Here is a 22,870-nt window from a genome sequence, read left to right as displayed (position 1 = left end):
CTATTGGCGAATAGATACGGTTTTCTTCTATTGATAGTGCAGGCTAATAGCGAAAACCAATTAGCAGCATCAGGTTTGCCAATGAGCCATCCGTCGGTCGAGTAGGTAGGATTCACTCCATCAACTTCTCAACCCCTGACGGAGAGTCAACGATGCCTATCATCAACAGCCACGTAAAACCGTTCAAAGCTACCGCATTCAAAAACGGCGCATTCGTCGAAGTGTCGGACGCCGATCTGAAAGGCAAATGGTCCGTCGTGTTCTTTTACCCGGCTGACTTCACCTTCGTTTGCCCAACCGAGCTGGAAGACCTGGCTGAGAACTACGATGCATTCCAGAAGCTTGGCGTAGAAATCTACAGCGTGTCGACCGACACCCACTTTGCCCATGCTGCATGGCACAACACTTCGCCTGCGATCGAAAAAATCAAATACACCATGATTGGCGATCCGACCCACGTGATCTCCCGCAACTTCGACGTGCTGATCGAAGAAGTCGGTCTGGCAGACCGTGGCACCTTCGTGATCAACCCTGAAGGTCAGATCAAAATCGTCGAGCTGAACGACGGCGGCGTTGGTCGTGACGCTTCCGAGCTGCTGCGCAAAATCAAGGCTGCCCAGTACGTTGCCGCTCACCCGGGCGAAGTCTGCCCAGCCAAGTGGAAAGAAGGCGAGGCCACCCTGGCTCCGTCCCTGGACCTGGTCGGCAAGATCTGAGTCTGTGAGTCGATTGAGGGCGATGAGCTCTTAAGCACGTAAACCGCATCGCCCCAAAAAACGCCTGGGCGAATCTGCCCGGGCGTTGTTTTTTCTACCGTTTACAAAATGGAAATCGCCCGTATGTTGGACGCCAATCTTAAAGCTCAGTTGAAGTCATACCTGGAACGGGTCACCCAGCCGATCGAGATCGTCGCCTCCCTCGACGACGGTGCGAAATCCCAGGAACTGCTCGCGTTACTGAAAGACGTTGCCAGTCTTTCCCAACAAATTACCTTGCTCGACAACGGTACCGATGCGCGCAAGCCATCGTTCTCGTTGAACCGCCCAGGAAGCGATATCAGCCTGCGTTTCGCCGGTATCCCCATGGGCCACGAATTCACTTCGCTGGTGCTGGCCTTGCTGCAAGTCGGCGGTCACCCTTCGAAGGCCAGCAGTGATGTGATCGAACAGATTCGCTCGCTCAAAGGCGAGTTCAACTTCGAGACCTACTTCTCGCTGTCGTGCCAGAACTGCCCGGACGTGGTTCAGGCGCTGAACCTGATGGCGGTGTTGAACCCGAATATCCGTCACGTCGCCATCGACGGCGCGCTGTTCCAGGACGAAGTCACTGAACGGCAGATCATGGCCGTGCCCAGCATTTACCTGAACGGCGTGAATTTCGGTCAGGGCCGGATGGGGCTGGAAGAAATCATTGCCAAGATCGACACCAGCGCCATCGAGCGTCAGGCCGAGAAGATCAGTGCCAAGGACGCCTTTGACGTACTGGTTGTCGGCGGCGGCCCGGCCGGTGCTTCGGCGGCAATCTATGCCGCCCGTAAAGGCATTCGTACCGGCGTTGCAGCCGAGCGTTTTGGTGGTCAGGTGCTGGACACCATGGCGATCGAGAACTTCATCTCGGTACAGGAGACGGAAGGGCCGAAGCTCGCTGTTGCGCTGGAAGAACATGTCAAGCAATACGACGTCGACATCATGAACCTGCAACGCGCCGACAAGTTGCTGCCGGGCAAGAACGGTGAGCTGCACCAGATCCAGTTCGCCAGCGGTGCTTCACTGAAAGCCAGGACCGTCATCCTCGCGACCGGCGCTCGCTGGCGCGAAATGAACGTCCCAGGCGAGCAGCAATATCGCAACAAGGGCGTGGCGTACTGCCCGCACTGCGACGGCCCGCTGTTCAAAGGCAAGCGTGTTGCGGTGATTGGTGGCGGCAACTCGGGTGTCGAAGCGGCCATCGACCTGGCCGGTATCGTTACTCATGTCACGCTGCTGGAGTTCGACGTGCAGTTGCGTGCCGATGCGGTGTTGCAGCGCAAGTTGCACAGCCTGCCCAACGTGACTGTCATCACCAGCGCGCAAACCACTGAAGTGACTGGCGATGGCCAGAAGGTCAACGGCTTGCGTTACAAGGATCGTCAGTCAGGCGAAGAGCTGAGCGTCGAGCTGGAAGGGATCTTCGTGCAGATCGGTTTGTTGCCGAACACCGATTGGCTCAAGGGCACCGTCGAGCTGTCGCCGCGCGGCGAGATCATCGTCGATAACCGTGGCGAGACCTCGATGCCGGGGGTGTTCGCTGCCGGCGATGTAACGACCGTGCCGTACAAGCAGATCGTGATTGCGGTCGGCGAGGGTGCCAAGGCATCGCTGAGCGCCTTCGATCACCTGATCCGCACGTCTGCGCCTGCGTAAACGTCAACGCTGAAAACACAAAACCCCATGAGTGATCATGGGGTTTTTTGTGTCTCACACAATCCAGATGATGGATTGATCTTTGTGGGAGCGAGCTTGCTCGCGATGGAGTCATCACATTCAATATCCATGTTGAATGTCAGGGCGCTATCGCGAGCAAGCTCGCTCCCACATTGGATTTTCGGTGAGCTTTACAGTGGGGCTGGCTGAATGATCTCAACCCAATACGCGTCCGGGTCCTTGATGAATGCCAGGCTCTTCATGCGCCCATCGTTCAGGTGTTTCTGGAAATCGCAGCCCAGGGCTTCGAAACGCTCGCACGCGGCACGAATGTCTGGCACGGAAATGCAGATATGGCCGAAACCGCGAGGGTCGGTGTTGCCATTGTGATAGGCGAAATCCGCGTCGTTCTCGGTGCCGTGGTTGTGAGTCAGCTCAAGAATGCCGGGAATCGATTTCATCCATTGGGTACGTGCAGCGGCGTCAGCCGGGATCTGGTTTTTATCGACCAGCGCGAGGAAGTACAGGCTGAACTCGGCTTCCGGGAAGTCGCGCTTTTCCACCAGTGTAAAGCCGAGGATACGGGTGTAGAAGTCCAGGGATTTGGTGATGTCCTTGACCCGCAACATGGTGTGGTTGAAGACAAATTGCTGCGTGGCGGTGTCAGGTTGGGCGGTAACGCCGGGGAAGGTGTTCAGTTCGTGCAGGCTCATGGGCCCTCCGGAAAATAAGTGGGGCAAACGGCGCTCAAGACAAGAGCTGTCCCTTGGCTTGCCGTTGATGGGGCTTGCTTGCAGTACGCCAATAATACGCAAGGCGGCGTATTGCGCCAAAGCAAAACCTTCAGCTATTGCCTGGCGGCGTGGTGGGGCTCAGACTTTAACGTTCGCCCCGTCAGTGTTGAGTGCAATGTTTCGACCGTATCGCTACCTGCTTGTTTTGACCTGCCTGTTTTCGGCTGTTGCCCGTGCCGAGACTGTGCTTCCCGAGATTACCTGGCCCAGCGGTTGGGCAGTGCAAGTATTGCCACAAGAGGAGGCGACAACTCAAACACCGCCCAGGGTTTCAAGGCAGCGGGCGGTGAAAAACGATGCAAACGGTGATCCGGTCCTGGTCATGGAGTTGACCATGAGCCAGATTGAGCCTGGGCATGAAGTCAATTTGCAAGGTGTGCTGCTGGAAATGCGCAAGTCCGTGCAAAAGGATTTTTTTCAGGGCGGCTATCAAAGTGTTTGCAACAAAATTCATCCCGCTACATTGAGCAGGCTGCAAGCGCTGGAAACCACCTGTACCGTCACTCAGAATGGACGACATGTGTTGTCGCAAACATTAGTCGCGGCGCTAGATGCCGATAAGGCCTATGTTTTTTCCTACGCAGGCCAGGCCGAGGCTTATGCCGCAAGTCAGGATGAAATACGCAGTGCGCGAAACAGTTTGAGACTTTAGTAGTGCGCGATATCTGCACGCTAGCCGTGCCTTGGGTACTGTTTAATACCCAAAGGGATTAAGCAGAAAGTTGTACCGGATGCCTGCGGTATTTGGCCGGCGTTTCCAACTAGATCGACGATCATCGTTGCATTAAGTATAGATGAGCATAAAAAAGCCCTGCACAGGCAGGGCTTTTGGAGGGGCGCAGGAAAGCTTAAGCGCGCAGCCAGGAGTCAACGGTGCTCGCACCATATTGTTCCTTCCAGGCTTTCAGGCCGCGGTGATTGCCGCCCTTGGTTTCAATCAGTTCACCGGTGTGCGGGTTTTGATAAACCTTGACCACACGGGCGCGGCGGGTTTTCGGTGCGGCGGCCTGATGCAGGCTGGATTTTGGATTCGGGTCGAGAATGGCGATGATGTCGCGCAAGCTCTTGCCGTAGGTTTTCATCAGCCCCTGGAGCTTTTCTTCGAATTCGATTTCTTTCTTGAGCCCGGCGTCGTTCTTCAGCGATTCCAGCTGCGCGAGCTGTTCTTGAAGGGCCTTTTCAGCGGCACGAAATTCAGCGAGTCTGGACAATATCTTTACTCCAATAGTGTGTTTGGCTGATACCAACCGCCAACAAAGCTATAAGCCAAGAGCCTTGTAGCGACTCGGTGTTAATGGCTCACCTGTCAATCTTGCGCAGGCAAGAAAAATTGTAGTAGTTAATTCGCTCAGAGTAAATCACGTCTTTTTCATGATGTAACGTACGTTGCTATTTGATGCAATTTGCTGCGTGGATCCTTTTGTTGAGGATGTCCATGGAGCGCGCAAAGTGGCTAATTAATGGCTGTTCAACGCAATAATGAAATCGGTACCCGGCATCGGTCGCCCAAATAGGTAGCCTTGCAGGAAGTTCACCCCATGACGGGCAAGATAATCACTCTGCTCGACAGTTTCGACACCTTCGGCAACGATACCAAGGTCCAGCTTGGCCGAGAGTTCGATGATGCTGTCGAGTATGTGGCGGGACAAGGCATCGACACCGATCATCGCCACAAAGCTTTGATCGATCTTCAGAAAGTCCACATTGAACTGGCGCAAATAGCCCAGGCTTGAATGCCCGGTGCCGAAGTCATCGATCGCAATCATTACCCCCAGCGCATGTAACTGTTCAAACAATTGAAGGGTGATGGCGTTGGGTTCGATCAGCTCGCGCTCGGTCAACTCCAGAACCAGCGCAATCTTGCCAGGCGGGAAGGCGGCGAGAAATTCGCGGCAATCGTCTACCAGCGCAAGGTCACGGCAATGGCTGGCGGTGATGTTGATGCCGATATGAAAGCGCTCATGGAACGCATGCGCATGCGGGGCGAGCAATGCTGCAGTCTGGCGCATCAACGAGCGGGTCATCGGCACGATCAGGCCGGAATGCTCGGCGAACGGAATGAACAGGTCTGGGCGCACCAGGCCTTCTTTCGGGTGCTTCCAGCGCATCAATACCTCAATGCCGGCCCACTGTTTAGTGTCGCCGTGAACCACGGGCTGAAAGTAAGGAATGAACTCACCGGCTTCCAGTGCCCGCTGCAATTCGTGACTCGGTGACGACGAGCGCTTCTGTAGCCAATGACCGATGGCCCCGGCAATCACCCCAAAGAAAATCAGCAGGCTGAACAGCGGCGGGTATTCGCTCCTCATGTAGCGCCAGACTTCACCCTCGGGAAAACCGGCCTCTACTTCAAAGGCATACCGCGAAGACGCAAGGTTGCTTCGGGCTACCGGCAATACGGACAGGGCGCCCTCGTGGACCTGGCCATCGGCAGATAACCAGTGGGGGCCGACTTGCAGTAACAGTAGAGTCTGTCGACCAATCAGCCGCAGGACGTTGCTCAGGTGATAGCCGTCAAGGGCGCTCAGGGCGCCTTGCTTCCCTTCGCTGAGGCGATACACCAGCACCGCGGTATTGGGTGTGACCGGGTTGCCGTTCATCAACCACAACTTGCCTTGTGTGTACTCGCCAGGATCGACCGCTGCCTGATAGTCGCCAAATAGTGAACTGCAATATATGTTGTTGTCCCACACCAGATTGGTCGAACGCACGAAGGGCCGGCGCGTGACTTGTTCGCGCAGGGCCAGTTTGACATCGGCGCAAGGCTGTCCGGCCAGCGGCAGCAGTTCTTGTGCCGCCAGCGCGGTGTCATCGAGCATCAAATCGAATTGGCGCACCGCTTCTTCGGCGGTCTGGTGGGTGCTGTGCTCCAGCACCCGTTCGGCCTGCATGTGCAGAATGACGAAGCCCAGCGCCACCGGCACCAAGCCAATCACCAGCGTGATGAGGTTGCGAGTCAGCGGCGTACGGCGAGCTTTGATGGTCAAGGGCATGTGCGCAACCTGCGGCGACGGAGTAGGGCTCTCAGATAGAGTAGGGCTCTCAAATGCAGGCAGGGCACAGACTTGCCTCTCAAAAAGAGTACAGACAAGGGCCATGATAGATGGCGCACAGGCTTTGTGCTTTTCAACGGTAGTTCAGGCTCACGGCCAACTTGATAAACGCCAGGGTCGCCGGTGATGACTGGCGCTGGTCGAGCACCGCCAGACCAACCTGACGTTTGACCGGCGGTGTAAGCGGCTTTTTCACATAGCGCGCGTGTTCCGCGTTCGGCAGCGAAAGCTCGGCGACCAGCGTCAAGGCGTCGCCACGGCTGACGGTTTCCAGTGTGCTGAGCAATTGCGAGCTGCGATAGCGAATGTCCGGGGTCAGCCGGGCAGCGCTGAACAGGTGCGAAACCAGCTCCGAAGAACCGGCTTCAGTGAGAATAAACGGGTCGTGACACAGATCACTCAAGGTCAGGCTGTCGCGTCGGGCGAGTTCATGAGTGGCCGGTATCAGCGCGACCATCTGGTCTTCCACCAGCGCAAACGTATCAAAGCGTTCCTCGGGCAACACCACAAAACCGATGTCGATACGCCGCTCTTCAAGCCATTGCAGCACTTGCCGATCCGGACCTTCGTCAACATGGATCTCGATTCCGGGATACGCCGCGCGGTAGTGCTGCAAAATCTTCGGCAGCAGTTTGATCGACGAGGTCGGTCCGAATGAGCCGATACGCAGCGTGCCACGCTTCATTCCGCGAGCATCCGCTGCTTCCTGGCGCAGGGTGCTGGCCAGCCCGAGCATGGCGCGGGCGCGTAACAGCAGTTGTTGACCGATATCGCTGAGTTCGATGTGGGACTGATGCCTTCTGAGCAACTCGACACCGAGTTCCTGCTCCAGCGACTTAATGGCATGGGACACCGCCGACTGGGTGATGCCCAGGCGGTTGGCCGCACTGGTGAAGCCGTGCAGCTCGGCTACCAGCGAAAAAATCTCGAGTTGGGTCAGGGTCATGAGTATTTACTCATTTTACGATGATCAGGCATTACGCAAAGAATACGTTATCTGACGTCCTTCCTAGCGTGGAGATTTATGAAAAGCCTTGTCCAAAGTGGCTGCTGTGATTCGGATGTCCCGGTTTACCTGAAACTCGCCACGGTCACGATGATCTGGGGTGGGACCTTCGTGGCTGGCCGCTTTCTCGCCGACTCACTCAGCCCGTTATTTGCGGCGAGCCTGCGCTTTCTCATGGCGAGCCTGGCCTTGCTGCTGTTTATGGCTCTGGCGCGCATCCCTTTGATGCGCCCGACCTTCAAGCAGTGGTTGCAGTTGGGCGTACTGGGTTTTTTCGGGATCTTCTTTTACAACCTGTGTTTCTTTTACGGCTTGCACTACATCAACGCCTCTCGGGCATCGCTGATCGTGGCGTTGAATCCGGCGGTCATCGGGTTGGCGTCGTGGCTGCTGTTCAAGGAGCGTTTGAGTCGGGTCAAAATTGGTGGCATCGCAATCTGCATCGCCGGGGCAGGGGTGGTCATCTTCAGTCGCAACCAGCCTGTGTTTGATGGCGTCACCGCGAACAGCTGGATCGGTGATCTGCTGATTTTCGGTTGTGTGTTGGGTTGGGGCATCTATTCGTTGTTTTCCAAAGGCCTGAACCAGGCGTTGGGCCCGCTGCACACTGTGACCTACTCGATTGTGCTGGGCACATTGATGTTGTGGATGACCAGCGCCGCGCGCGGTGAGGTGAGTCTTGAGGTCCTGGGCGATTTGCACGTGACGCAGCTGTTGAGTCTGTTGTACCTGGGTGTACTCGGCTCGGCGCTGGCCTACATTTGGTACTACGACGGTATTCGTAAAATCGGCGCTACCCGTTCGGGGGTGTTCATCGCCCTGAATCCGCTGACGGCAGTGATACTTGGCGCGCTGTTGCTGGGCGAGCAGTTGAGTGGGGCGATGTACCTGGGAGGCGGGGCGATTCTGCTGGGAATCTACCTGTGCAATAAACCCCTTGCGCCGGCGTCAAAAAGGGGGATTTTATAGAGAAGGCGGACAAACATTGTTACGCTGTGTAGAATCCGGTTACGCATATAAGAATAACGTCTTCTGGCAGCAGAAGCCTCGCCCGCAAGAGCCTTGGGTCGACAATGAAGATATTTGGGTTCCAATTGATCTACGGTGATTTTCTCGCCCGCAGTGTGCGAGGTATCTCCTGCGCGCCACCCGCCGCTCTCAGCAGTGCTTGTAACTAACGCTCCGTTAATTCCAAAAGCATCATGATGAGGCGCCAACCATGGCAGATTTATACGAAAACCCAATGGGCCTGATGGGCTTTGAGTTCATCGAATTCGCATCGCCGACCCCGAACACCCTTGAGCCGATCTTCGAGATCATGGGCTTCACCAAGGTCGCGACCCACCGCTCCAAAGACGTGCACCTGTATCGTCAGGGCCAGATCAACCTGATCCTCAACAACGAACCCCACAGCGTGGCGTCGTACTTCGCGGCTGAACACGGCCCGTCGGTGTGTGGTATGGCGTTCCGGGTCAAGGATTCGCAAAAAGCCTACAAGCGTGCGCTGGAACTTGGTGCGCAGCCGATTCACATCGAAACCGGCCCGATGGAGCTGCACCTGCCGGCGATCAAAGGTATCGGCGGCGCGCCGTTGTACCTGATCGACCGTTTTGGCGAAGGCAGCTCGATCTACGACATCGATTTCGTGTTCATCGAAGGCGTTGACCGCAACCCGGTCGGGGCCGGCCTGAAGATCATCGACCACCTGACCCACAACGTGTACCGCGGCCGTATGGCTTATTGGGCGAACTTCTACGAGAAGCTGTTCAATTTCCGCGAGATCCGTTACTTCGACATCAAGGGTGAATATACCGGCCTGACCTCCAAGGCCATGACCGCCCCGGATGGCATGATCCGCATCCCGCTGAACGAAGAATCGTCCAAGGGCGCCGGGCAGATCGAAGAGTTCCTGATGCAGTTCAACGGTGAGGGTATCCAGCACGTTGCCTTCCTCTCCGATGACCTGATCAAGACCTGGGATCACCTGAAAAAGATCGGCATGCGCTTCATGACCGCGCCGCCAGACACCTACTACGAAATGCTCGAAGGCCGTTTGCCGAACCACGGCGAACCGGTCAACGAACTGCAAGCGCGGGGGATTCTGCTGGACGGTTCGTCCGAGGCGGGCGACAAGCGTCTGCTGCTGCAAATCTTCTCGGAAACTCTGATGGGCCCGGTGTTCTTCGAATTCATCCAGCGTAAAGGCGACGATGGTTTCGGCGAAGGCAACTTCAAGGCACTGTTCGAATCCATCGAACGCGACCAGGTTCGCCGCGGTGTGCTCTCGACTGAGTAAGTCGTTGCAGCCGTAAAACTAATGTGGGAGCGAGCTTGCTCGCGATAGCGGTGTAACAGTCACCCTCAATGGTGAATGTTATGGCCTCATCGCGAGCAAGCCCGCTCCCACATTGTTTTGTGTGCTTTACGGGCGGCGGTGCCGCATCAAATGCTTGAACCCCTCAAACACCAACACCAGCACCGCCAGCCAGATCGGAATGTAGGTCAGCCATTCTCCCGCCTTGATACTTTCCCCCAGCAGCAACGCAACCCCCAGCAACAGCACCGGTTCGACGTAGCTCAGCAGCCCGAACAGGCTGAACGGCAGCAAGCGGCTGGCGATGATGTACACCACCAGTGCCGAAGCACTGATCACCCCGAGCAGCGGGATCAGCAACGACAACCACGGGTGTTGGTCGAATACGGCAAAGCCTTGTTCACCGCTGTGCACGAACCCGTATGCCACCGGCAGCATCAGCGCCATGTCCAGCCACAAGCCACCGAGGTTGTCCGACGCCAAACGTCGACGCAGCACGAAGTAGGTCGGGTAACCGATGGCCACCACCAAGGTCGCCCAGGAAAAACTGCCCACCTGATACAACTCGTTGAGCACGCCGAGGGTGGCGAAAAACGCGGCGACCTTTTGCAGGTACGAAAGCTGTTCGCCATAGGCGATGCGTCCGGTCAGCACCATGGTCAGTGGCAACAGGAAGTAGCCCAGCGAAACGTCAAGGCTGTGGCCGTTCAGCGGCGCCCACATGAACAACCAGAGTTGCACGCCGAGCAATGCCGAAGAAGCCAGCAGACCACCGAACAATGCCGGTTTGCTGCCCACCCGACGGAGGATTTCGAGCACGCGTCGCCATTCGCCGGAAACCACCATGAACACGGTCATGCACGGCACGGTCAGCAGCATTCGCCAGCCGAAGATTTCCACGCCGCTGAGGGGCGACAGCAACGAGGTGTAGAAATACATGACGGCGAACAGCACCGAGGCTGACACCGATAGAGCAATACCTTTAGACAAACTGTCCTCGCGAGACATTGAGTGAGTGTGAAGCGGGTGCAAAGGATACGTGGTTTCAGAGCCGAATATTGTCCGGATGATCAACATTGACCCCCTGTGGGAGCGAGCTTGCTCGCGATAGCGGTCGACCAGCCAACATCAATGTTGAACGTGAAACCGCCATCGCGAGCAAGCTCGCTCCCACATGGGGATGTGTTTATTTAGTTGGAACGTGGTTTACGCCCCGATACGAAATGGCTCACGTCATTGAACCCTGGCGTCGAGGAATGCCCCGGTGTCACCAGCGAGTCGATGAAGGCTTCGTCTTCGGCCGTGATCTTCACCGCCAGGGCCTTGGTGTAGGCATCCCATTGGGCTTCGGTGCGCGGGCCGACGATGGCCGAGCTGACGGCAGAGTTGTTCAGCACCCAGGCGATGGCGAACTCGACGATGCCGACGCCGCGCTCTTGGGTGTATGTCTGAATCTGCTGGGCAATGCGCAGCGACTCGACCCGCCATTCGGTTTCCAGGATGCGCTTGTCCTGACGACCGGCGCGGCTGTTGGCGTCCGGGGTGACGTCTGGCGCGTACTTGCCGCTCAACACGCCACGGGCCAATGGGCTGTAAGGCACTACACCGAGGCCGTAGGCGTTGGCGGCAGTGATTTGTTCGGTTTCAGCCTGGCGATTGACGATGTTGTACAACGGCTGGCTGATTACCGGTTTGTCGACACCGAGTTTCTCGGCGACGCGGATCACTTCGGCGATCCGCCAGCCACGGTAGTTGGACAGGCCCCAATAACGGATCTTGCCTTGGCGAATCAGGTCGCCGATGGCCGACACCGTGACCTCCAGCGGCGTGTTGTGGTCTTCGCGGTGCAGGTAATAGATGTCCAGGTAATCGGTGCCCAGGCGGGACAGACTGGCATCGATGCCATTGAACAGGTGCTTGCGGCTCAGCCCGCTGCGATTCGGCACACCGTCCACCGGGCCGAAGCCGACCTTGGAAGCCACCACCCATTCATGGCGGTGACTGGCAATGGCTTCGCCGACGATCTCCTCGGAGCGGCCGCCGGTGTAGACGTCTGCCGTATCGATGAAGTTGACGCCCTGATCCCAGGCCTTCTCGATGATCCGCAGCGAATCTTCGGTGCTGGTCTGCTCGCCGAACATCATGGTGCCCAGGGTCAGGGTGGACACTTGCAGTCCGGAGTGGCCCAGTGTGCGGTAGGTCATGTGCGAAATCCTTTTGCCGGTAGGAAAGGCCCAATCAAATACCAGAACAACCGCACGGGGCAAACGGAATTATCAAACACCTCGGATCAAAATGTGGGAGCGAGCTTGCTCGCGATGAGGCCATAACATTCACCATTGAGGGTGACTGTTACACCGCTATCGCGAGCAAGCTCGCTCCCACAGGGATTGTCAGGTATCAAGCGTGCAAGGTGCGGGTCATGCGCAATGCCAACAAACTACCGCCGACAATCACCCCGGCCAGCAGGTACAACGCCGCATCGGTCGAGCCGGTGCTGTCCTTGACCCAGCCGACCAGGTACGGGCTGAGGAAACCGGCCATCTGGCCCATGGAGTTGATCAACGCCAGGCCACCGGCGGCAGCGCCGGCGCTGAGCATGGCGGTCGGCACTGGCCAGAACATCGGCAAGCCGGTGAGGGCGCCCATGGTGGCGATGGTCAGGCCAAGAATTGCAATGGCCGGGTTGGCCGCAAAGTTCACGGCAATCAACAGACCGACCGCGCCCATCAGCATCGGCACCACCAAATGCCAGCGACGTTCTTTATGCAAGTCAGCCGAGCGACCGACCATCAGCATGAACACGGCTGCCAACAGGTACGGAATCGCACTGAGCCAGCCGATCACCAGGTTATCGGCGAAACCGAGGTTCTTGATGATCGACGGCAGCCAGAAATTGATCGCGTACACACCGCTTTGAATGCAGAAGTAGATCAGGCCGAACGCCCAGATAGCCGGGTTCTTGAACACCGCCAGCAGCGAGTCGGTGGCGGTTTTCGGTTTGCTGGCCCAGTCGATAGCTTGGTCCGCCTCGAGCACGGCACGTTCTTCTGGCTTGAGCCATTTGGCGCTGGCGAAGTTGTCGCTGAGCAGGAAGAACGCCAGGGCGCCGAGGGTGATGGTCGGAATGCCTTGCAGCAGGAACATCCACTGCCAGCCGGCGAGGCCACCCTGGCCGGCCGCGAAGTGGTTGAGAATCCAGCCGGAGAACGGGCTGCCGAGCAGGCCGGAGACCGGAATCGCCGACATGAACAGCGCCATGATGCGGCCACGGCGGAACGTCGGGAACCACTGCGAGAGGTACAGCACCACACCCGGGAAGAACCCGGCTTCGGCGGCACCGGTGAACAGGCGCAAAGTGTAGAACCCGGTCGGTGTGGTGACGAACAGCAGGCAGGTCGACAGCATGCCCCAGGTGACCATCATCAGCGCGATCCAGCGCCGTGGGCCGAATTTGCTCAGCGCCAGGTTGCTCGGTACGCCACACAACACGTAGCCGATGAAGAAAATTCCGGCCCCGAGGCCGTACACGGTTTCGCTGAATTTCAGTGCATCGAGCATCTGCAGTTTGGCAAATCCAACGTTGACCCGGTCGAGGTAGTTGAACAGGTAGCAAACAAAGATGAAGGGGATCAAGCGCAGGGTAACGCGCTTGTAGACGGCGTTTTTATCGTCATCGGTGGCCAGGGTGGCAGCGGCGCTCTGTGACATGGCGGGACTCTCTTTATTATGATTTTTTGCGAGGCAAGGGTAACGTTGGTTGCCTGGAGAGTCTCGGTCACCCCTGAGCGGATGTCTTTGTGCCTGAGCACAGGGTTTGCGCCAACAGCCTGTGCGGGTGAACAATCTATCGCCGCACGTTTTCAAGGATTAGCCGCATGTTCGAACTCGATCACGACCTGGCGCAGGATATCGTCGACCGGGCGATGGCCATTCTGCCGTACAACGTCAATGTCATGGACAGCCAAGGGCTGATCCTCGGCAGTGGCGAGCCGGAACGGATCAACACCCGGCACGAAGGTGCGCAACTGGTGCTGGCGAACGGGCGCGTGGTGGAAATCGACGCGCAGACCGCCGTGCACCTCAAAGGCGTGCAGCCGGGGATCAATCTGCCGTTGCTGCTTGATCAGCGTTTGATCGGCGTGTTGGGCATTACTGGCGAACCCGAGCAACTGCGTACCTATGCCGAACTGGTGCGCATGACCGCCGAGATGCTGGTCGGCCAGCGCAACCAGCAGGCCGAACAGCAATGGCGTCGCCAGCGTTGCGATGACTTGCTGGCGTTGCTGCTCAGTGAGGCGGGGGACTCGCCCCGGCTGATCGACGAAGCACAGCAAATGGGCCTCAAGCCGCAGCTGTCGCGTACCCCTTATTTGTTTGAGTTGGGCCTGGAGCATGGAGCGGGGCAAACCGCCGAGGCGTTGAGTGCCTGGCTGACCTCGCGCTATCCCGACAGTTGGTGCGTGAGCTCCGCCAAGTCGTCGTTGCTGTGGTGCCGGCCGACCACGCAAGCAGTGGATAACGAACGCTTGCTGGAAAAACTTGAAGGCCTGGGCTGGAACATATTGCGCATCGCTGTTGGCGGTCAGGCGGATGGATTGCAAGGCTTGCGCCGCTGCTATCGGCGGGTTGGCGACTTGCTGGCCTATGGGCGCGATGTGCTGCCGAAAACCCGTTTGCTGACGCTGAACCGCTATCGATTGCCGGTCATGCTCTGGCGTCATCGCAACGACGATGCGCTGGACGAGTTGCTCACGCCTCTGCGCAAAGTCATCGCCAAGGACAGCAACGGTCAACTGTTGGCGACATTGCGCAGCTGGTGCGAGCACGACGGCCAAAGCCAGGCTTGTGCCGATGCGCTGGGCATCCACCGCAACAGCTTGCGTTACCGCATGGAGCGCATTGCCGAACTCAGCGGCGTTGACCCGCTGCGCCTCGATGGCATGCTCGCGCTGTACCTGGGGGTGCAACTGCTGCCCGAGACAGACACCAAACCGTGAACGACATAAATCCCTGTGGGAGCGAGCTTGCTCGCGAAGAGGCCATCACATCCAATATCCAGGGTGACTGACACGCCGCCATCGCGAGCAAGCTCGCTCCCACAATGGATCGGCAAGGTTCACAAAATTTTGTTTCACTGCCAATCCCTGTGGGAGCGAGCTTGCTCGCGAAGAGGCAATCACATCCAATATCTGTGGTGACTGATACACCGCCATCGCGAGCAGGCTCGCTCCCACAGGGTTTTGTGGAAATGAACAATAATCCTCATGGCCGTTTGTGCAGTGGACCGGCGTTATTGTTCATATCAACTGGCAGCATGGGCTCCATTGGAACTGGAGAATTCACATGAAAATCGTCATCGCCCCCGATTCGTTCAAGGACAGTCTGAGTGCCGAAGCTGTGGCCAATGCCATTGCGCGGGGTCTGGCAGAGGTCTGGCCGGACGCGAAGCTGGTCAAGTGCCCCATGGCTGACGGCGGGGAAGGGACGGTCGAGTCGATTCTCGCTGCCTGCGAAGGTGAACTGCGCAGCGCCACGGTACAGGGGCCGCTCGGCACCCAGGTCGACGCGCATTGGGGCTGGCTGCCTGACAATCACACCGCGATCATCGAAATGGCCGAAGCCAGCGGTTTGCAGTTGGTGCCGGTGGGCCAGCGCGATGCGTGCATCAGCAGCACCTTCGGCACGGGCGAGCTGATCCGCGCGGCACTCGATGCGGGGGCTCAGCGGATCATCCTGGCTATCGGCGGCAGTGCCACCAACGATGCAGGTGCCGGTGCGTTACAAGCACTAGGCGTACGACTGCTCGATGCCCAGGGGCAGACATTACAAACGGGTGGCCTGGCGTTGGCACAACTGGCGCAGATCGACCTGAGTGAAATGGACCCGCGGCTGGCCGGCGTGCGCTTCGAGATCGCCGCCGACGTCAACAATCCACTGTGCGGCCCTCAGGGAGCCTCGGCAATCTTTGGCCCGCAGAAAGGCGCCTCTGTCGAGCAGGTTCAACAGCTGGATCAGGCCCTTGGGCATTTCGCCGGGCTCTGCGCCCAAGCCCTGGGAAAAGACCTGCGTGACGAACCGGGCAGTGGCGCCGCCGGCGGTCTGGGGTTTGCGGCCAAGGCATTTCTTGGCGCGCAATTTCGTGCTGGCGTGGAAGTGGTTGCCGATCTGGTCAGCCTGGAAGAGGCGGTACGTGATGCGGATCTGGTGATTACCGGCGAGGGCCGCTTCGACGCCCAGACCTTGCGCGGCAAAACCCCGTTTGGCGTGGCGCGTATCGCCCGGCAGCAGGGCGTACCGGTGATCGTGATCGCCGGCACACTCGGCGAGGGCTACCAGCAGATGTACGAACATGGCGTGGACGCGGCGTTCGCTCTCGCGTCCGGGCCGATGACCCTGGAGCAAGCCTGCGCCGACGCCCCGCGCCTGCTACAGGATCGCGCGCGAGACATCGCCCGCGTCTGGCGCATCGCAGCTCGCAAGGGCTGAAGGTGATCCTGTAGCAGCTGGCGAAGCCTGCGTTCGGTTGCGCAGCAACCGCAAAACCGGTGAACGCGTTCAACCTGATCAACCGCGTTCGATCCGTCTGTAAAAGTCCTCCGAATCCCGACAAGTGTTTCACTCTTGAAACACTTGCCCTGTCCAGAAATATATTTCGCTCAACCCTCCATAAAAGCTAAAGCCCTGCCGATACAGGGTATAGGCGTACATATCCCTCAAATAAAAGTCGCCTACCTGCACGTCGGGAGCAACTTCCTGCCTGCCAGCGTTCACTGCATGGATGCTCGAAGACTTCACCACCCGAGAGTCATCCTATGTCCATACGTAATATGAATATCGCGCCTCGAGCGTTCCTGGGTTTTGCGTTCATTGCATTGCTGGTGATCGTGCTCGGCATCTTTGCCGTGAACCGCATGTCGATCATCCGCCAGGCCTCCATCGACATGGAAAGCAATCAGCTGCCCAGCGTCGCCTTCCTTGGGAACATCACCGAGAACGTCCTGCGCTTGCGCATCCTGTCGTTCCGTGTGCTGGTAAACCGCGACGCCGCCGGACTGCAAGACGCTGAAACCCGCATCAACGTACTCACTGACAAGGCCAGACAAGCTCAAAAGGGCTATGCAGCCCTGCCAGCCGGTCCGGAAGAAGCGGCGCTGTACAAAGCCTTTGCCGCCACCCTGGACAGCTACCTGCAAGCTCAAAGCCAGATGATGGAGCTGTCGCGGCAAAACAAAGTCGATGAAATGCACAACCTGATCAATACGCGTATCAAGGACGGTACCGATCTGATGGGTGAGCAGTTGAACAAGCTGATCGCCATTAACAAGGCGGGCGCAACCGAAGCCGATGCTGTAGCGGGCGACCAATATTCTTTCGCTACCAACGGCATCATTGCTGTATCGGTGTTTGCTGCATTGGTGACGGTGTTGCTGGCCTGGTTGCTGACCCGCAGTATCGTTACACCACTGAACCGTGCGGTCGCCGCCGCTGAGTCGATTGCCGGCGGTAACCTCACCAAATCCATCGAAGTCGACGGCAAGGACGAACCTGCACGCTTGCTCGGCGCCTTGTCGACCATGCAGGCCAACCTGCGCAAAACCATCGAGCAGATCGCCGGTTCCGCCAATCAGCTGGGTGCCGCTGCAGAAGAACTCAGCGCTGTGACCGAGGAAGCGTCGCGCGGCCTGCAACAGCAAAACAACGAAATCGAACAGGCCGCGACCGCCGTTAACGAAATGACCGCCGCCGTGGAAGAGGTCGCACGCAACGCGGTGTCGACATCCGAAGCGTCGAATCAATCGACCCAGGCCGCCCGTGAAGGTCGCGACCGCGTGGTGGAAACCGTCAACGCCATCCAGACCATGACCCATGACGTACAAAACACTTCGCTGATGATCGAAGGTCTGGCCACTCAGGGCCGCGATATCGGCAAGGTGCTGGACGTGATCCGGGCGATTGCCGAGCAGACCAACCTGTTGGCGCTTAACGCCGCTATTGAAGCAGCGCGTGCCGGTGAAGCCGGACGCGGTTTTGCCGTGGTGGCAGACGAGGTCCGCGCCTTGGCGCACCGCACCGCGCAATCGACCCAGGAAATCGAAAAAATGGTTGCCGGGATTCAAAACGGCACCGGCGAAGCGGTCGACTCCATGCAGCAAAGCAACCAGCGCACGCATACCACGTTGGAGTTGGCCCGTGCGGCCGGCGTGGCGCTGGAGCAAATCACCCAGTCGATCCACCAGATCAACGAGCGCAACCTGGTGATCGCCAGCGCCTCGGAAGAACAGGCGCAGGTGTCGCGCGAAGTGGACCGCAACCTGGTAAACATCCGCGACCTGGCCACCCAATCGGCCGCCGGTGCCAACCAGACCAGCGCCGCCAGCCATGAGCTGTCGCGCCTGGCGGTTGATTTGAATGCCATGGTGGCGCGTTTCGTGATTTGAGATAGGGTTGAATGTGGAGTTCGCGCAACAGGAGAAGTACATGCGCTATTCAGCCTTGACCCAACGAATCGCTGGCGACGGAGCCGATGCCTGGCAGATTCACTATCGAGCGCTGGAGTTGCGCGAGCAGGGCGTCGATGTGCTGCTGCTGTCGGTCGGCGACCCGGATTTCGATACGCCGAAGCCGATCGTCCAGGCGGCCATCGACAGCTTGCTGGCCGGTGATACGCACTATTCGGAGGTGCGTGGCACGCGGTCGCTGCGCACCAGCATCGCCCGTCGTCACGCCCGACGCAGCGGTCAGGTGGTGGATGCCGATCATGTGCTGGTGCTGCCGGGCGCGCAGTGCGCGGTGTACTCGGTGGTGCAATGCCTGCTAGACCCGGGTGACGAAGTGCTGGTCGCCGAACCGATGTACGTGACTTACGAAGGCGTGTTCGGTGCCTGCGGGGCGAAGGTGGTGCCAATCGCGGTGCGGCCGGAGAACGGCTTTCGCGTTGACCCGGCGGACGTCGCCGCACGTATCACCGCGAAAACCCGCGCCATCCTGCTCAACAGTCCGAACAATCCTTCCGGGGCCAGCCTGTCGCTATCGATCTGGCAGGCCCTGGCACGTTTGTGCGTCAAGCATGATTTGTGGTTGATCAGCGATGAGGTCTACAGCGAACTGCTGTATGAAGGCCAGCACATCAGTCCGGCCAGCCTGCCGGGGATGGCCGAACGCACGGCGACCGTGAACAGCCTGTCGAAATCCCACGCCATGAGTGGCTGGCGAGTTGGTTGGGTGATCGGTCCGAAACCCTTGACTGAACACCTGGAGAACCTTTCGCTGTGCATGCTCTTTGGCATTCCCGATTTCGTGCAGAACGCAGCGCGGGTGGCGCTGGAGGCTGATTTGCCGGAGCTTGCGCTGATGCGCAACGAGTACCGTGCGCGGCGTGATCTGGTGTGCGCGCGCCTGGGCGACTGCCCGGGCATCAGCCCGGTGGTCCCGGATGGCGGGATGTTCGTGATGGTCGATGTGCGCCAGACCGGGGTGTGCGCGCAGGCGTTCGCCGAGAAACTGCTGGAAGGTTATGCCGTGTCGGTGCTCGCCGGTGAAGCGTTCGGGCCGAGTGCGGCGGGGCATATCCGCATTGGCCTGGTACTGGACCAACAGCGGCTGGCCGAAGCCTGCCGGCGGATTGTGCGCTGTGCAACGGAGCTGCTGAAAGCCCGGCGGGCCTGAGCTGCCTGGAGCTTTGTGCTGGATTTGATGGCCTCATCGCGAGCAAGCTCGCTCCCACACTGGATCGCATGCACACACAGATCCCTTGTGGGAGTGAGCTTGCTCGCGATGGGGCCATAAGCATCACAGCAAATTCCCCCGCGTCGACCCCCGCTCAATCAACCGCGCCGCAAAATCCAGCGTTCGCGCCGGCCCGTCATCGCCGCGCAAGCGCTTGAGCAAACACTCGAACGCGCTCGCGCCAATCTCTGCGGTTGGCTGGGCGAGGGCGGTAATGCCGCTGCCCACCAGCGGGTACCAGTCCAGGTCGTCAAGGGCGATCAAACCGATGTCTTCAAACAGCGCGCAGCCCAACTCACGCAAGGCGCGGGTGCTGGCCAACGCGGCAATACCGTTGGCGCAAAACAGCGCTTTCGGACCGGGACCGGGTGTGGCCAGGAAGGATTCCAAGTGTGCGTTCAGATCGTTGCCGGTCTCAACCACCGCTCCGCTCAGCAGCCTGCGCTGATCGATCTGCGCCTTGAAGCTGTTGACTCGCTCAATGCGTGAACTGGTGCCGTCAAACGGTTCGCTGACCAACACAATGTCGCGATAGCCGCGTGCTTCAAGATGATCCAGCGCCATCTCGACTGCCGCCGGGTTGTCCAGCCCGACCAGGTCGCTGTCCAGCAGATCGACCTTGCGATCCACCAGCACCATCGGCAGTTCACGGTGCAACTCGCGCAGCTCATCCAAGTGATGGCCGAGGGTGTTCACGATCAAGCCTTCGATGTTGTACGAGCGCAGCGCCGCCAGATGCTGGCGTTCCTGCTCATCGTCGCGGTCGGTGTTGCACACCACCAGGCTGTAGCCGTGCTGACGGCAAGCGGTTTCCACGCCATGCATCACGGCAATCGAATAGGGGTTACGGATATCGGCCACCAGCATGCCGATCAGGCGGGTACGCCCGCGTTTCAAGCCGCGGGCCATCTGGTTCGGGCGATAGCCCAGTCCGCTGATCGCCTGCTCGATGCGTTTGGCAGTGGCCTCCGAGAGCAAGGCCCGGTCTTCGCCAATAAAGCGCGACACGCTGGCCTTGGAGACCCTGGCGTGCTCGGCGACATCGAGCATGGTGACGCGGCCGCGCTGGGCGGTGGAAAACGTAGTCACGGTGTGAAGCCTTGTTGTTTGAGTTGTGGTGGCTGCTGTTGAAACCGGTTTCAGAAAACACCAGGTGAAGGTCAAGCTGATCAGTGAAGAAAATCGTGGGAAAAGTCGCATTTAACCGACAGACGGTCGTTAGACCTGTCAGATCTGACAGTAGCCGGTGTCGGGGATAGGGCGTTTAATTTCTTGCAAGTGTTGTGAATAGGAAAAGTGGGTTGCTCTCGGGTCTTATCGATCCGGATATATATCAGTTCAACTGTGATGGAGTACGTGAAATGACTGCTAAACAAAGTCTGGGAACAGGATCGACACTCAGCGCCGCACAAATGGTTGCCAAACAATCTCGCTTCAACTATCGCTCTTTCAACCCTTCAAGTCCGAAGGCGGATCATCCAAAACCGGAAGTTGATGGTTTGCTCGTAGAGGGGCTGGTGCCTAAAGCGCTTATGGATACGACAGCACTCACCGTTAAAATGACGGGAATGGGTGAAGAACACTCCGGTGATGAGGCTGAACTCGTACTGTACGACCAGCGCATTGGGGATGACCCTGAAAAACATGGGGTCGTTATTGGCACAACGATGCCCTTGCCGCCACCGCCAAGGTCGTTCCCATTCAATTTTCCGCTACTGACAGACAGCTTGCCTGATGATGACAGAAGTAATGCCTCAACCTTTTACAAGCTAAGGTTCAGGGTCTGGAGAGGTGATACAGGGAACGCTGATTATTCCCTCCCGCTTGACATTCGAGCTGACAAATTTGCACCTTATCAAAGCAAGGTTGACGGCGTTCGTAGCTCGGGCCCGAAACCAAGCTTTCGAAATGTACCCGGCGATGTGATTGATGATAGTTGGCTCAGGAGTAATACTGAACTGCAGTTAACTATTGATGCTAGTTATCCATTCTATCGGTCTAATGATACCCTTAATGTTTTCGTTTCGGACACTTATTCGGATACTGCTCTGCCCACGCCGACGTTTTCCATAAAGATGCCTGCCAGTGGCCTGGTAGATATTCCTGTTGCAAATTTGGTTTTGCCGACGACAGGAAAATATTATGTGTATTGTAATCATGTCGATGTCGTAGGGAATATCAGTAAGGTTTCGTTTGCAAGAGAACTGGAAGTTAATTTGCGGCCTGAACCTGAAATGGGAATTCCCGTTATCCCCAAAGCGATATTGCCGGATGTTTTGGATCTCAAAGACTTTGAGTCACCTGTTTATGTTTTTGTAGAGCGCAAACAACATTGGCTGGATACGGATAATATTTTACTGTACGTGGACAGTGACAGTTCTCCTGTACAACAACTGCCGGTGGGTTCAGGGCGCCAGCTCCGGTTTACATTGAATTATATCCATCTCAAACACTTGATCACCGATCCTTATACTCTGGTTGATACTAAACTGTATTACCGCCTCTTGCGCGGTATCGAGCTACCTCGTAAGTCGAATGAACAACCCTTCACCTTTGACCATACGTACAGAGGCATGCTCAATCCGAACATGCCGGATTTGGTAAACCCGGAAATGGTGCCTGTTGATGTTTTAGGTGACTCTAAGAAACTGAATCATGTGACCGCCGCCGACCGTGGAAAACCGGTGACTATCGAGACAATCGTGCAGAAGCCGGGAGGTACCTGGGAGTCGTACGGTGATGAAATTGCAAGATTCTGGTTCGACGGAAAGGAGGTCAAAAACTTCCCACTGTTGGGCGGGCCAGTACCACTGCTTACATTTGAAATGGACTCTAGCGTCATTGATGACGCCGGACCGGGTGTAAAAATTGGCCAGTGGAGCATCGAGGAAGGTGGCGCTCGCAACGTCATGTTCTCTCCGAAAACTCCAGTAACGATTGATGAAGTTTCCGTTACTTTCCCTAAGCCTACGGTAGCCACTTTTGAAGTCGATGATGGTGCTGGCGGCAGGAAGCGAGTGGTGAACTGCCGAAGCATGACGGGTTCTGGAACAAATCGGCTATTGCCGGTGGACGTCATTATTGACGACGTGCACATGCCCACAGGTACTATTGTCAGGGTGTATTCAGTCGGTACTGAGGACTCTGCCGGCCTTAATGAAATTCCCGGTACCGATTTCTTCGAAGACTACGAAATCACGGGGCTAGAGGTGGGTAAAGTATTCCAGGTGAATATTCAACCGTACCTGACCAAAGTCAAAGCCATTCAACCGACGGCAGGCTCTGGTCTTCCAAATGGCTATATCAAGGTTTGGTACACCGTGCCGGTAAATGGTATAGACAAAAAATCTATTGAGTTTTTGAACGAGGTGGCGCTACTGGGTTCTGGTGGTAACTATTGCGAGGGAACACCAACACTTTAATTGATCAATGTTGCTTCAAAAGCAGAAGAGAGAGGCCCTGTGCCTCTCTTTTTTTAATAGTGATATCCAGCTGCAGGCGGACAGTTCCGCAAGGTTTTGAAGATTAGTCCTACATACGTATGTCGGTCTTCGTCGTAGTCTGCCGGCCAT

The 22,870-nt window shown here is 57.6% G+C and carries 18 protein-coding genes and 1 pseudogene; 11 read left to right on the top strand and 8 right to left on the bottom strand.

What is annotated here, in order from left to right; translation table 11 throughout:
• The first annotated feature begins 152 nt into the window (after positions 1-152).
• Entirely contained in the window at positions 153-716 is a 564-nt protein-coding gene (ahpC, locus tag AC1DIG_RS01935) for an alkyl hydroperoxide reductase subunit C (protein WP_477765895.1), read from the top strand.
• 123 nt (positions 717-839) lie between these two features.
• Positions 840-2,402 (top strand): alkyl hydroperoxide reductase subunit F, encoded by a 1,563-nt coding sequence (gene ahpF, locus AC1DIG_RS01930; RefSeq protein ID WP_477765894.1) that lies wholly within the window; start codon positions 840-842, stop codon positions 2,400-2,402.
• Positions 2,403-2,593: 191 nt separating this feature from the next.
• On the opposite strand, the gene gloA is transcribed toward ahpF, so the two are convergent.
• Positions 2,594-3,115, bottom strand: coding sequence for a lactoylglutathione lyase (gene gloA / locus AC1DIG_RS01925; RefSeq protein WP_477765893.1), 522 nt, complete (start codon positions 3,113-3,115; stop codon positions 2,594-2,596).
• Between the two features lie 196 nt (positions 3,116-3,311).
• Between gloA and AC1DIG_RS01920 the strand changes: the two genes are divergently transcribed.
• Positions 3,312-3,848, top strand: a complete 537-nt coding sequence (locus AC1DIG_RS01920; protein WP_477766072.1) for a DUF4946 domain-containing protein — start codon at positions 3,312-3,314, stop codon at positions 3,846-3,848.
• 196 nt (positions 3,849-4,044) lie between these two features.
• Here the strand turns inward: AC1DIG_RS01920 and AC1DIG_RS01915 are convergent, their stop codons facing one another.
• From AC1DIG_RS01915 to AC1DIG_RS01905, 3 genes are all read right to left on the bottom strand, one after another.
• Positions 4,045-4,407 carry a histone-like nucleoid-structuring protein, MvaT/MvaU family gene (locus tag AC1DIG_RS01915; protein WP_019690040.1) on the bottom strand — a complete coding sequence of 121 codons (363 nt, stop codon included), beginning with the start codon at positions 4,405-4,407 and terminating at the stop codon, positions 4,045-4,047.
• Between the two features lie 246 nt (positions 4,408-4,653).
• Positions 4,654-6,189: an EAL domain-containing protein gene (locus AC1DIG_RS01910; protein WP_477765892.1), complete on the bottom strand. Its 1,536-nt coding sequence runs from the start codon at positions 6,187-6,189 to the stop codon at positions 4,654-4,656.
• A 133-nt stretch (positions 6,190-6,322) separates the two neighbouring features.
• Complete coding sequence (locus AC1DIG_RS01905; RefSeq protein ID WP_477765891.1) at positions 6,323-7,195, bottom strand: LysR family transcriptional regulator; 873 nt, start codon at positions 7,193-7,195, stop codon at positions 6,323-6,325.
• A gap of 78 nt (positions 7,196-7,273) precedes the next feature.
• Here AC1DIG_RS01905 and AC1DIG_RS01900 point away from each other — a divergent pair, with 78 nt between their 5' ends.
• Together AC1DIG_RS01900 and hppD are read left to right on the top strand one after the other, a co-directional pair.
• Positions 7,274-8,224 carry a DMT family transporter gene (locus tag AC1DIG_RS01900; RefSeq protein WP_477765890.1) on the top strand — a complete coding sequence of 317 codons (951 nt, stop codon included), beginning with the start codon at positions 7,274-7,276 and terminating at the stop codon, positions 8,222-8,224.
• 250 nt (positions 8,225-8,474) lie between these two features.
• Positions 8,475-9,551, top strand: a complete 1,077-nt coding sequence (gene hppD / locus AC1DIG_RS01895) for a 4-hydroxyphenylpyruvate dioxygenase (RefSeq protein WP_145020645.1) — start codon at positions 8,475-8,477, stop codon at positions 9,549-9,551.
• A gap of 126 nt (positions 9,552-9,677) precedes the next feature.
• On the opposite strand, the gene rarD is transcribed toward hppD, so the two are convergent.
• The 3 genes from rarD to AC1DIG_RS01880 all read right to left on the bottom strand — a co-directional run bounded on the left by rarD (position 9,678) and on the right by AC1DIG_RS01880 (position 13,280).
• Positions 9,678-10,559, bottom strand: coding sequence for an EamA family transporter RarD (gene rarD / locus AC1DIG_RS01890; RefSeq protein ID WP_477765889.1), 882 nt, complete (start codon positions 10,557-10,559; stop codon positions 9,678-9,680).
• A 200-nt stretch (positions 10,560-10,759) separates the two neighbouring features.
• Positions 10,760-11,773: an aldo/keto reductase gene (locus tag AC1DIG_RS01885; RefSeq protein ID WP_477765888.1), complete on the bottom strand. Its 1,014-nt coding sequence runs from the start codon at positions 11,771-11,773 to the stop codon at positions 10,760-10,762.
• A gap of 196 nt (positions 11,774-11,969) precedes the next feature.
• Positions 11,970-13,280 carry an MFS transporter gene (locus tag AC1DIG_RS01880; RefSeq protein ID WP_477765887.1) on the bottom strand — a complete coding sequence of 437 codons (1,311 nt, stop codon included), beginning with the start codon at positions 13,278-13,280 and terminating at the stop codon, positions 11,970-11,972.
• Positions 13,281-13,447: 167 nt separating this feature from the next.
• Here AC1DIG_RS01880 and AC1DIG_RS01875 point away from each other — a divergent pair, with 167 nt between their 5' ends.
• The 5 genes and pseudogenes from AC1DIG_RS01875 to AC1DIG_RS01855 all read left to right on the top strand — a co-directional run bounded on the left by AC1DIG_RS01875 (position 13,448) and on the right by AC1DIG_RS01855 (position 19,238).
• Positions 13,448-14,569, top strand: a complete 1,122-nt coding sequence (locus tag AC1DIG_RS01875; RefSeq protein WP_477765886.1) for a sugar diacid recognition domain-containing protein — start codon at positions 13,448-13,450, stop codon at positions 14,567-14,569.
• A gap of 346 nt (positions 14,570-14,915) precedes the next feature.
• A complete protein-coding gene (locus AC1DIG_RS01870; RefSeq protein ID WP_477765885.1) occupies positions 14,916-16,058 on the top strand; it encodes a glycerate kinase in 1,143 nt (380 codons plus the stop codon).
• Positions 16,059-16,384: 326 nt separating this feature from the next.
• Positions 16,385-17,152 (top strand): annotated as a pseudogene (locus tag AC1DIG_RS01865) (MCP four helix bundle domain-containing protein); the annotation flags it as partial.
• Entirely contained in the window at positions 17,147-18,010 is an 864-nt protein-coding gene (locus AC1DIG_RS01860) for a methyl-accepting chemotaxis protein (RefSeq protein ID WP_404942524.1), read from the top strand. The pseudogene AC1DIG_RS01865 and the gene AC1DIG_RS01860, both read left to right, overlap by 6 nt.
• 40 nt (positions 18,011-18,050) lie before the next feature.
• Positions 18,051-19,238, top strand: coding sequence for a pyridoxal phosphate-dependent aminotransferase (locus AC1DIG_RS01855; RefSeq protein ID WP_477765884.1), 1,188 nt, complete (start codon positions 18,051-18,053; stop codon positions 19,236-19,238).
• A gap of 123 nt (positions 19,239-19,361) precedes the next feature.
• Here AC1DIG_RS01855 and AC1DIG_RS01850 read toward each other — a convergent pair whose 3' ends face one another.
• Positions 19,362-20,387 (bottom strand): LacI family DNA-binding transcriptional regulator, encoded by a 1,026-nt coding sequence (locus tag AC1DIG_RS01850; protein WP_477765883.1) that lies wholly within the window; start codon positions 20,385-20,387, stop codon positions 19,362-19,364.
• A 272-nt stretch (positions 20,388-20,659) separates the two neighbouring features.
• Here AC1DIG_RS01850 and AC1DIG_RS01845 point away from each other — a divergent pair, with 272 nt between their 5' ends.
• Positions 20,660-22,720 (top strand): hypothetical protein, encoded by a 2,061-nt coding sequence (locus AC1DIG_RS01845; protein ID WP_477765882.1) that lies wholly within the window; start codon positions 20,660-20,662, stop codon positions 22,718-22,720.
• The last annotated feature ends 150 nt before the right edge of the window (positions 22,721-22,870 follow it).

Source organism: Pseudomonas sp. 05N431 (genome assembly GCF_056397005.1).
This window is presented reverse-complemented; position numbering and strand designations above follow the sequence as displayed.

What these genes read in the sequence shown, in the direction of transcription:
- AC1DIG_RS01860 (WP_404942524.1), top strand. Translation starts at nt 17,147, where the DNA reads ATGCAGGCCAACCTGCGCAAAACCATCGAGCAGATCGCCGGTTCCGCC.
- gloA (WP_477765893.1), bottom strand. Translation starts at nt 3,115, where the DNA reads ATGAGCCTGCACGAACTGAACACCTTCCCCGGCGTTACCGCCCAACCT.
- ahpC (WP_477765895.1), top strand. Translation starts at nt 153, where the DNA reads ATGCCTATCATCAACAGCCACGTAAAACCGTTCAAAGCTACCGCATTC.
- AC1DIG_RS01920 (WP_477766072.1), top strand. Translation starts at nt 3,312, where the DNA reads ATGTTTCGACCGTATCGCTACCTGCTTGTTTTGACCTGCCTGTTTTCG.
- AC1DIG_RS01875 (WP_477765886.1), top strand. Translation starts at nt 13,448, where the DNA reads ATGTTCGAACTCGATCACGACCTGGCGCAGGATATCGTCGACCGGGCG.
- AC1DIG_RS01910 (WP_477765892.1), bottom strand. Translation starts at nt 6,189, where the DNA reads ATGCCCTTGACCATCAAAGCTCGCCGTACGCCGCTGACTCGCAACCTC.
- AC1DIG_RS01870 (WP_477765885.1), top strand. Translation starts at nt 14,916, where the DNA reads ATGAAAATCGTCATCGCCCCCGATTCGTTCAAGGACAGTCTGAGTGCC.
- AC1DIG_RS01885 (WP_477765888.1), bottom strand. Translation starts at nt 11,773, where the DNA reads ATGACCTACCGCACACTGGGCCACTCCGGACTGCAAGTGTCCACCCTG.
- AC1DIG_RS01845 (WP_477765882.1), top strand. Translation starts at nt 20,660, where the DNA reads ATGACTGCTAAACAAAGTCTGGGAACAGGATCGACACTCAGCGCCGCA.
- AC1DIG_RS01905 (WP_477765891.1), bottom strand. Translation starts at nt 7,195, where the DNA reads ATGACCCTGACCCAACTCGAGATTTTTTCGCTGGTAGCCGAGCTGCAC.
- AC1DIG_RS01855 (WP_477765884.1), top strand. Translation starts at nt 18,051, where the DNA reads ATGCGCTATTCAGCCTTGACCCAACGAATCGCTGGCGACGGAGCCGAT.
- hppD (WP_145020645.1), top strand. Translation starts at nt 8,475, where the DNA reads ATGGCAGATTTATACGAAAACCCAATGGGCCTGATGGGCTTTGAGTTC.
- AC1DIG_RS01880 (WP_477765887.1), bottom strand. Translation starts at nt 13,280, where the DNA reads ATGTCACAGAGCGCCGCTGCCACCCTGGCCACCGATGACGATAAAAAC.
- AC1DIG_RS01900 (WP_477765890.1), top strand. Translation starts at nt 7,274, where the DNA reads ATGAAAAGCCTTGTCCAAAGTGGCTGCTGTGATTCGGATGTCCCGGTT.
- ahpF (WP_477765894.1), top strand. Translation starts at nt 840, where the DNA reads ATGTTGGACGCCAATCTTAAAGCTCAGTTGAAGTCATACCTGGAACGG.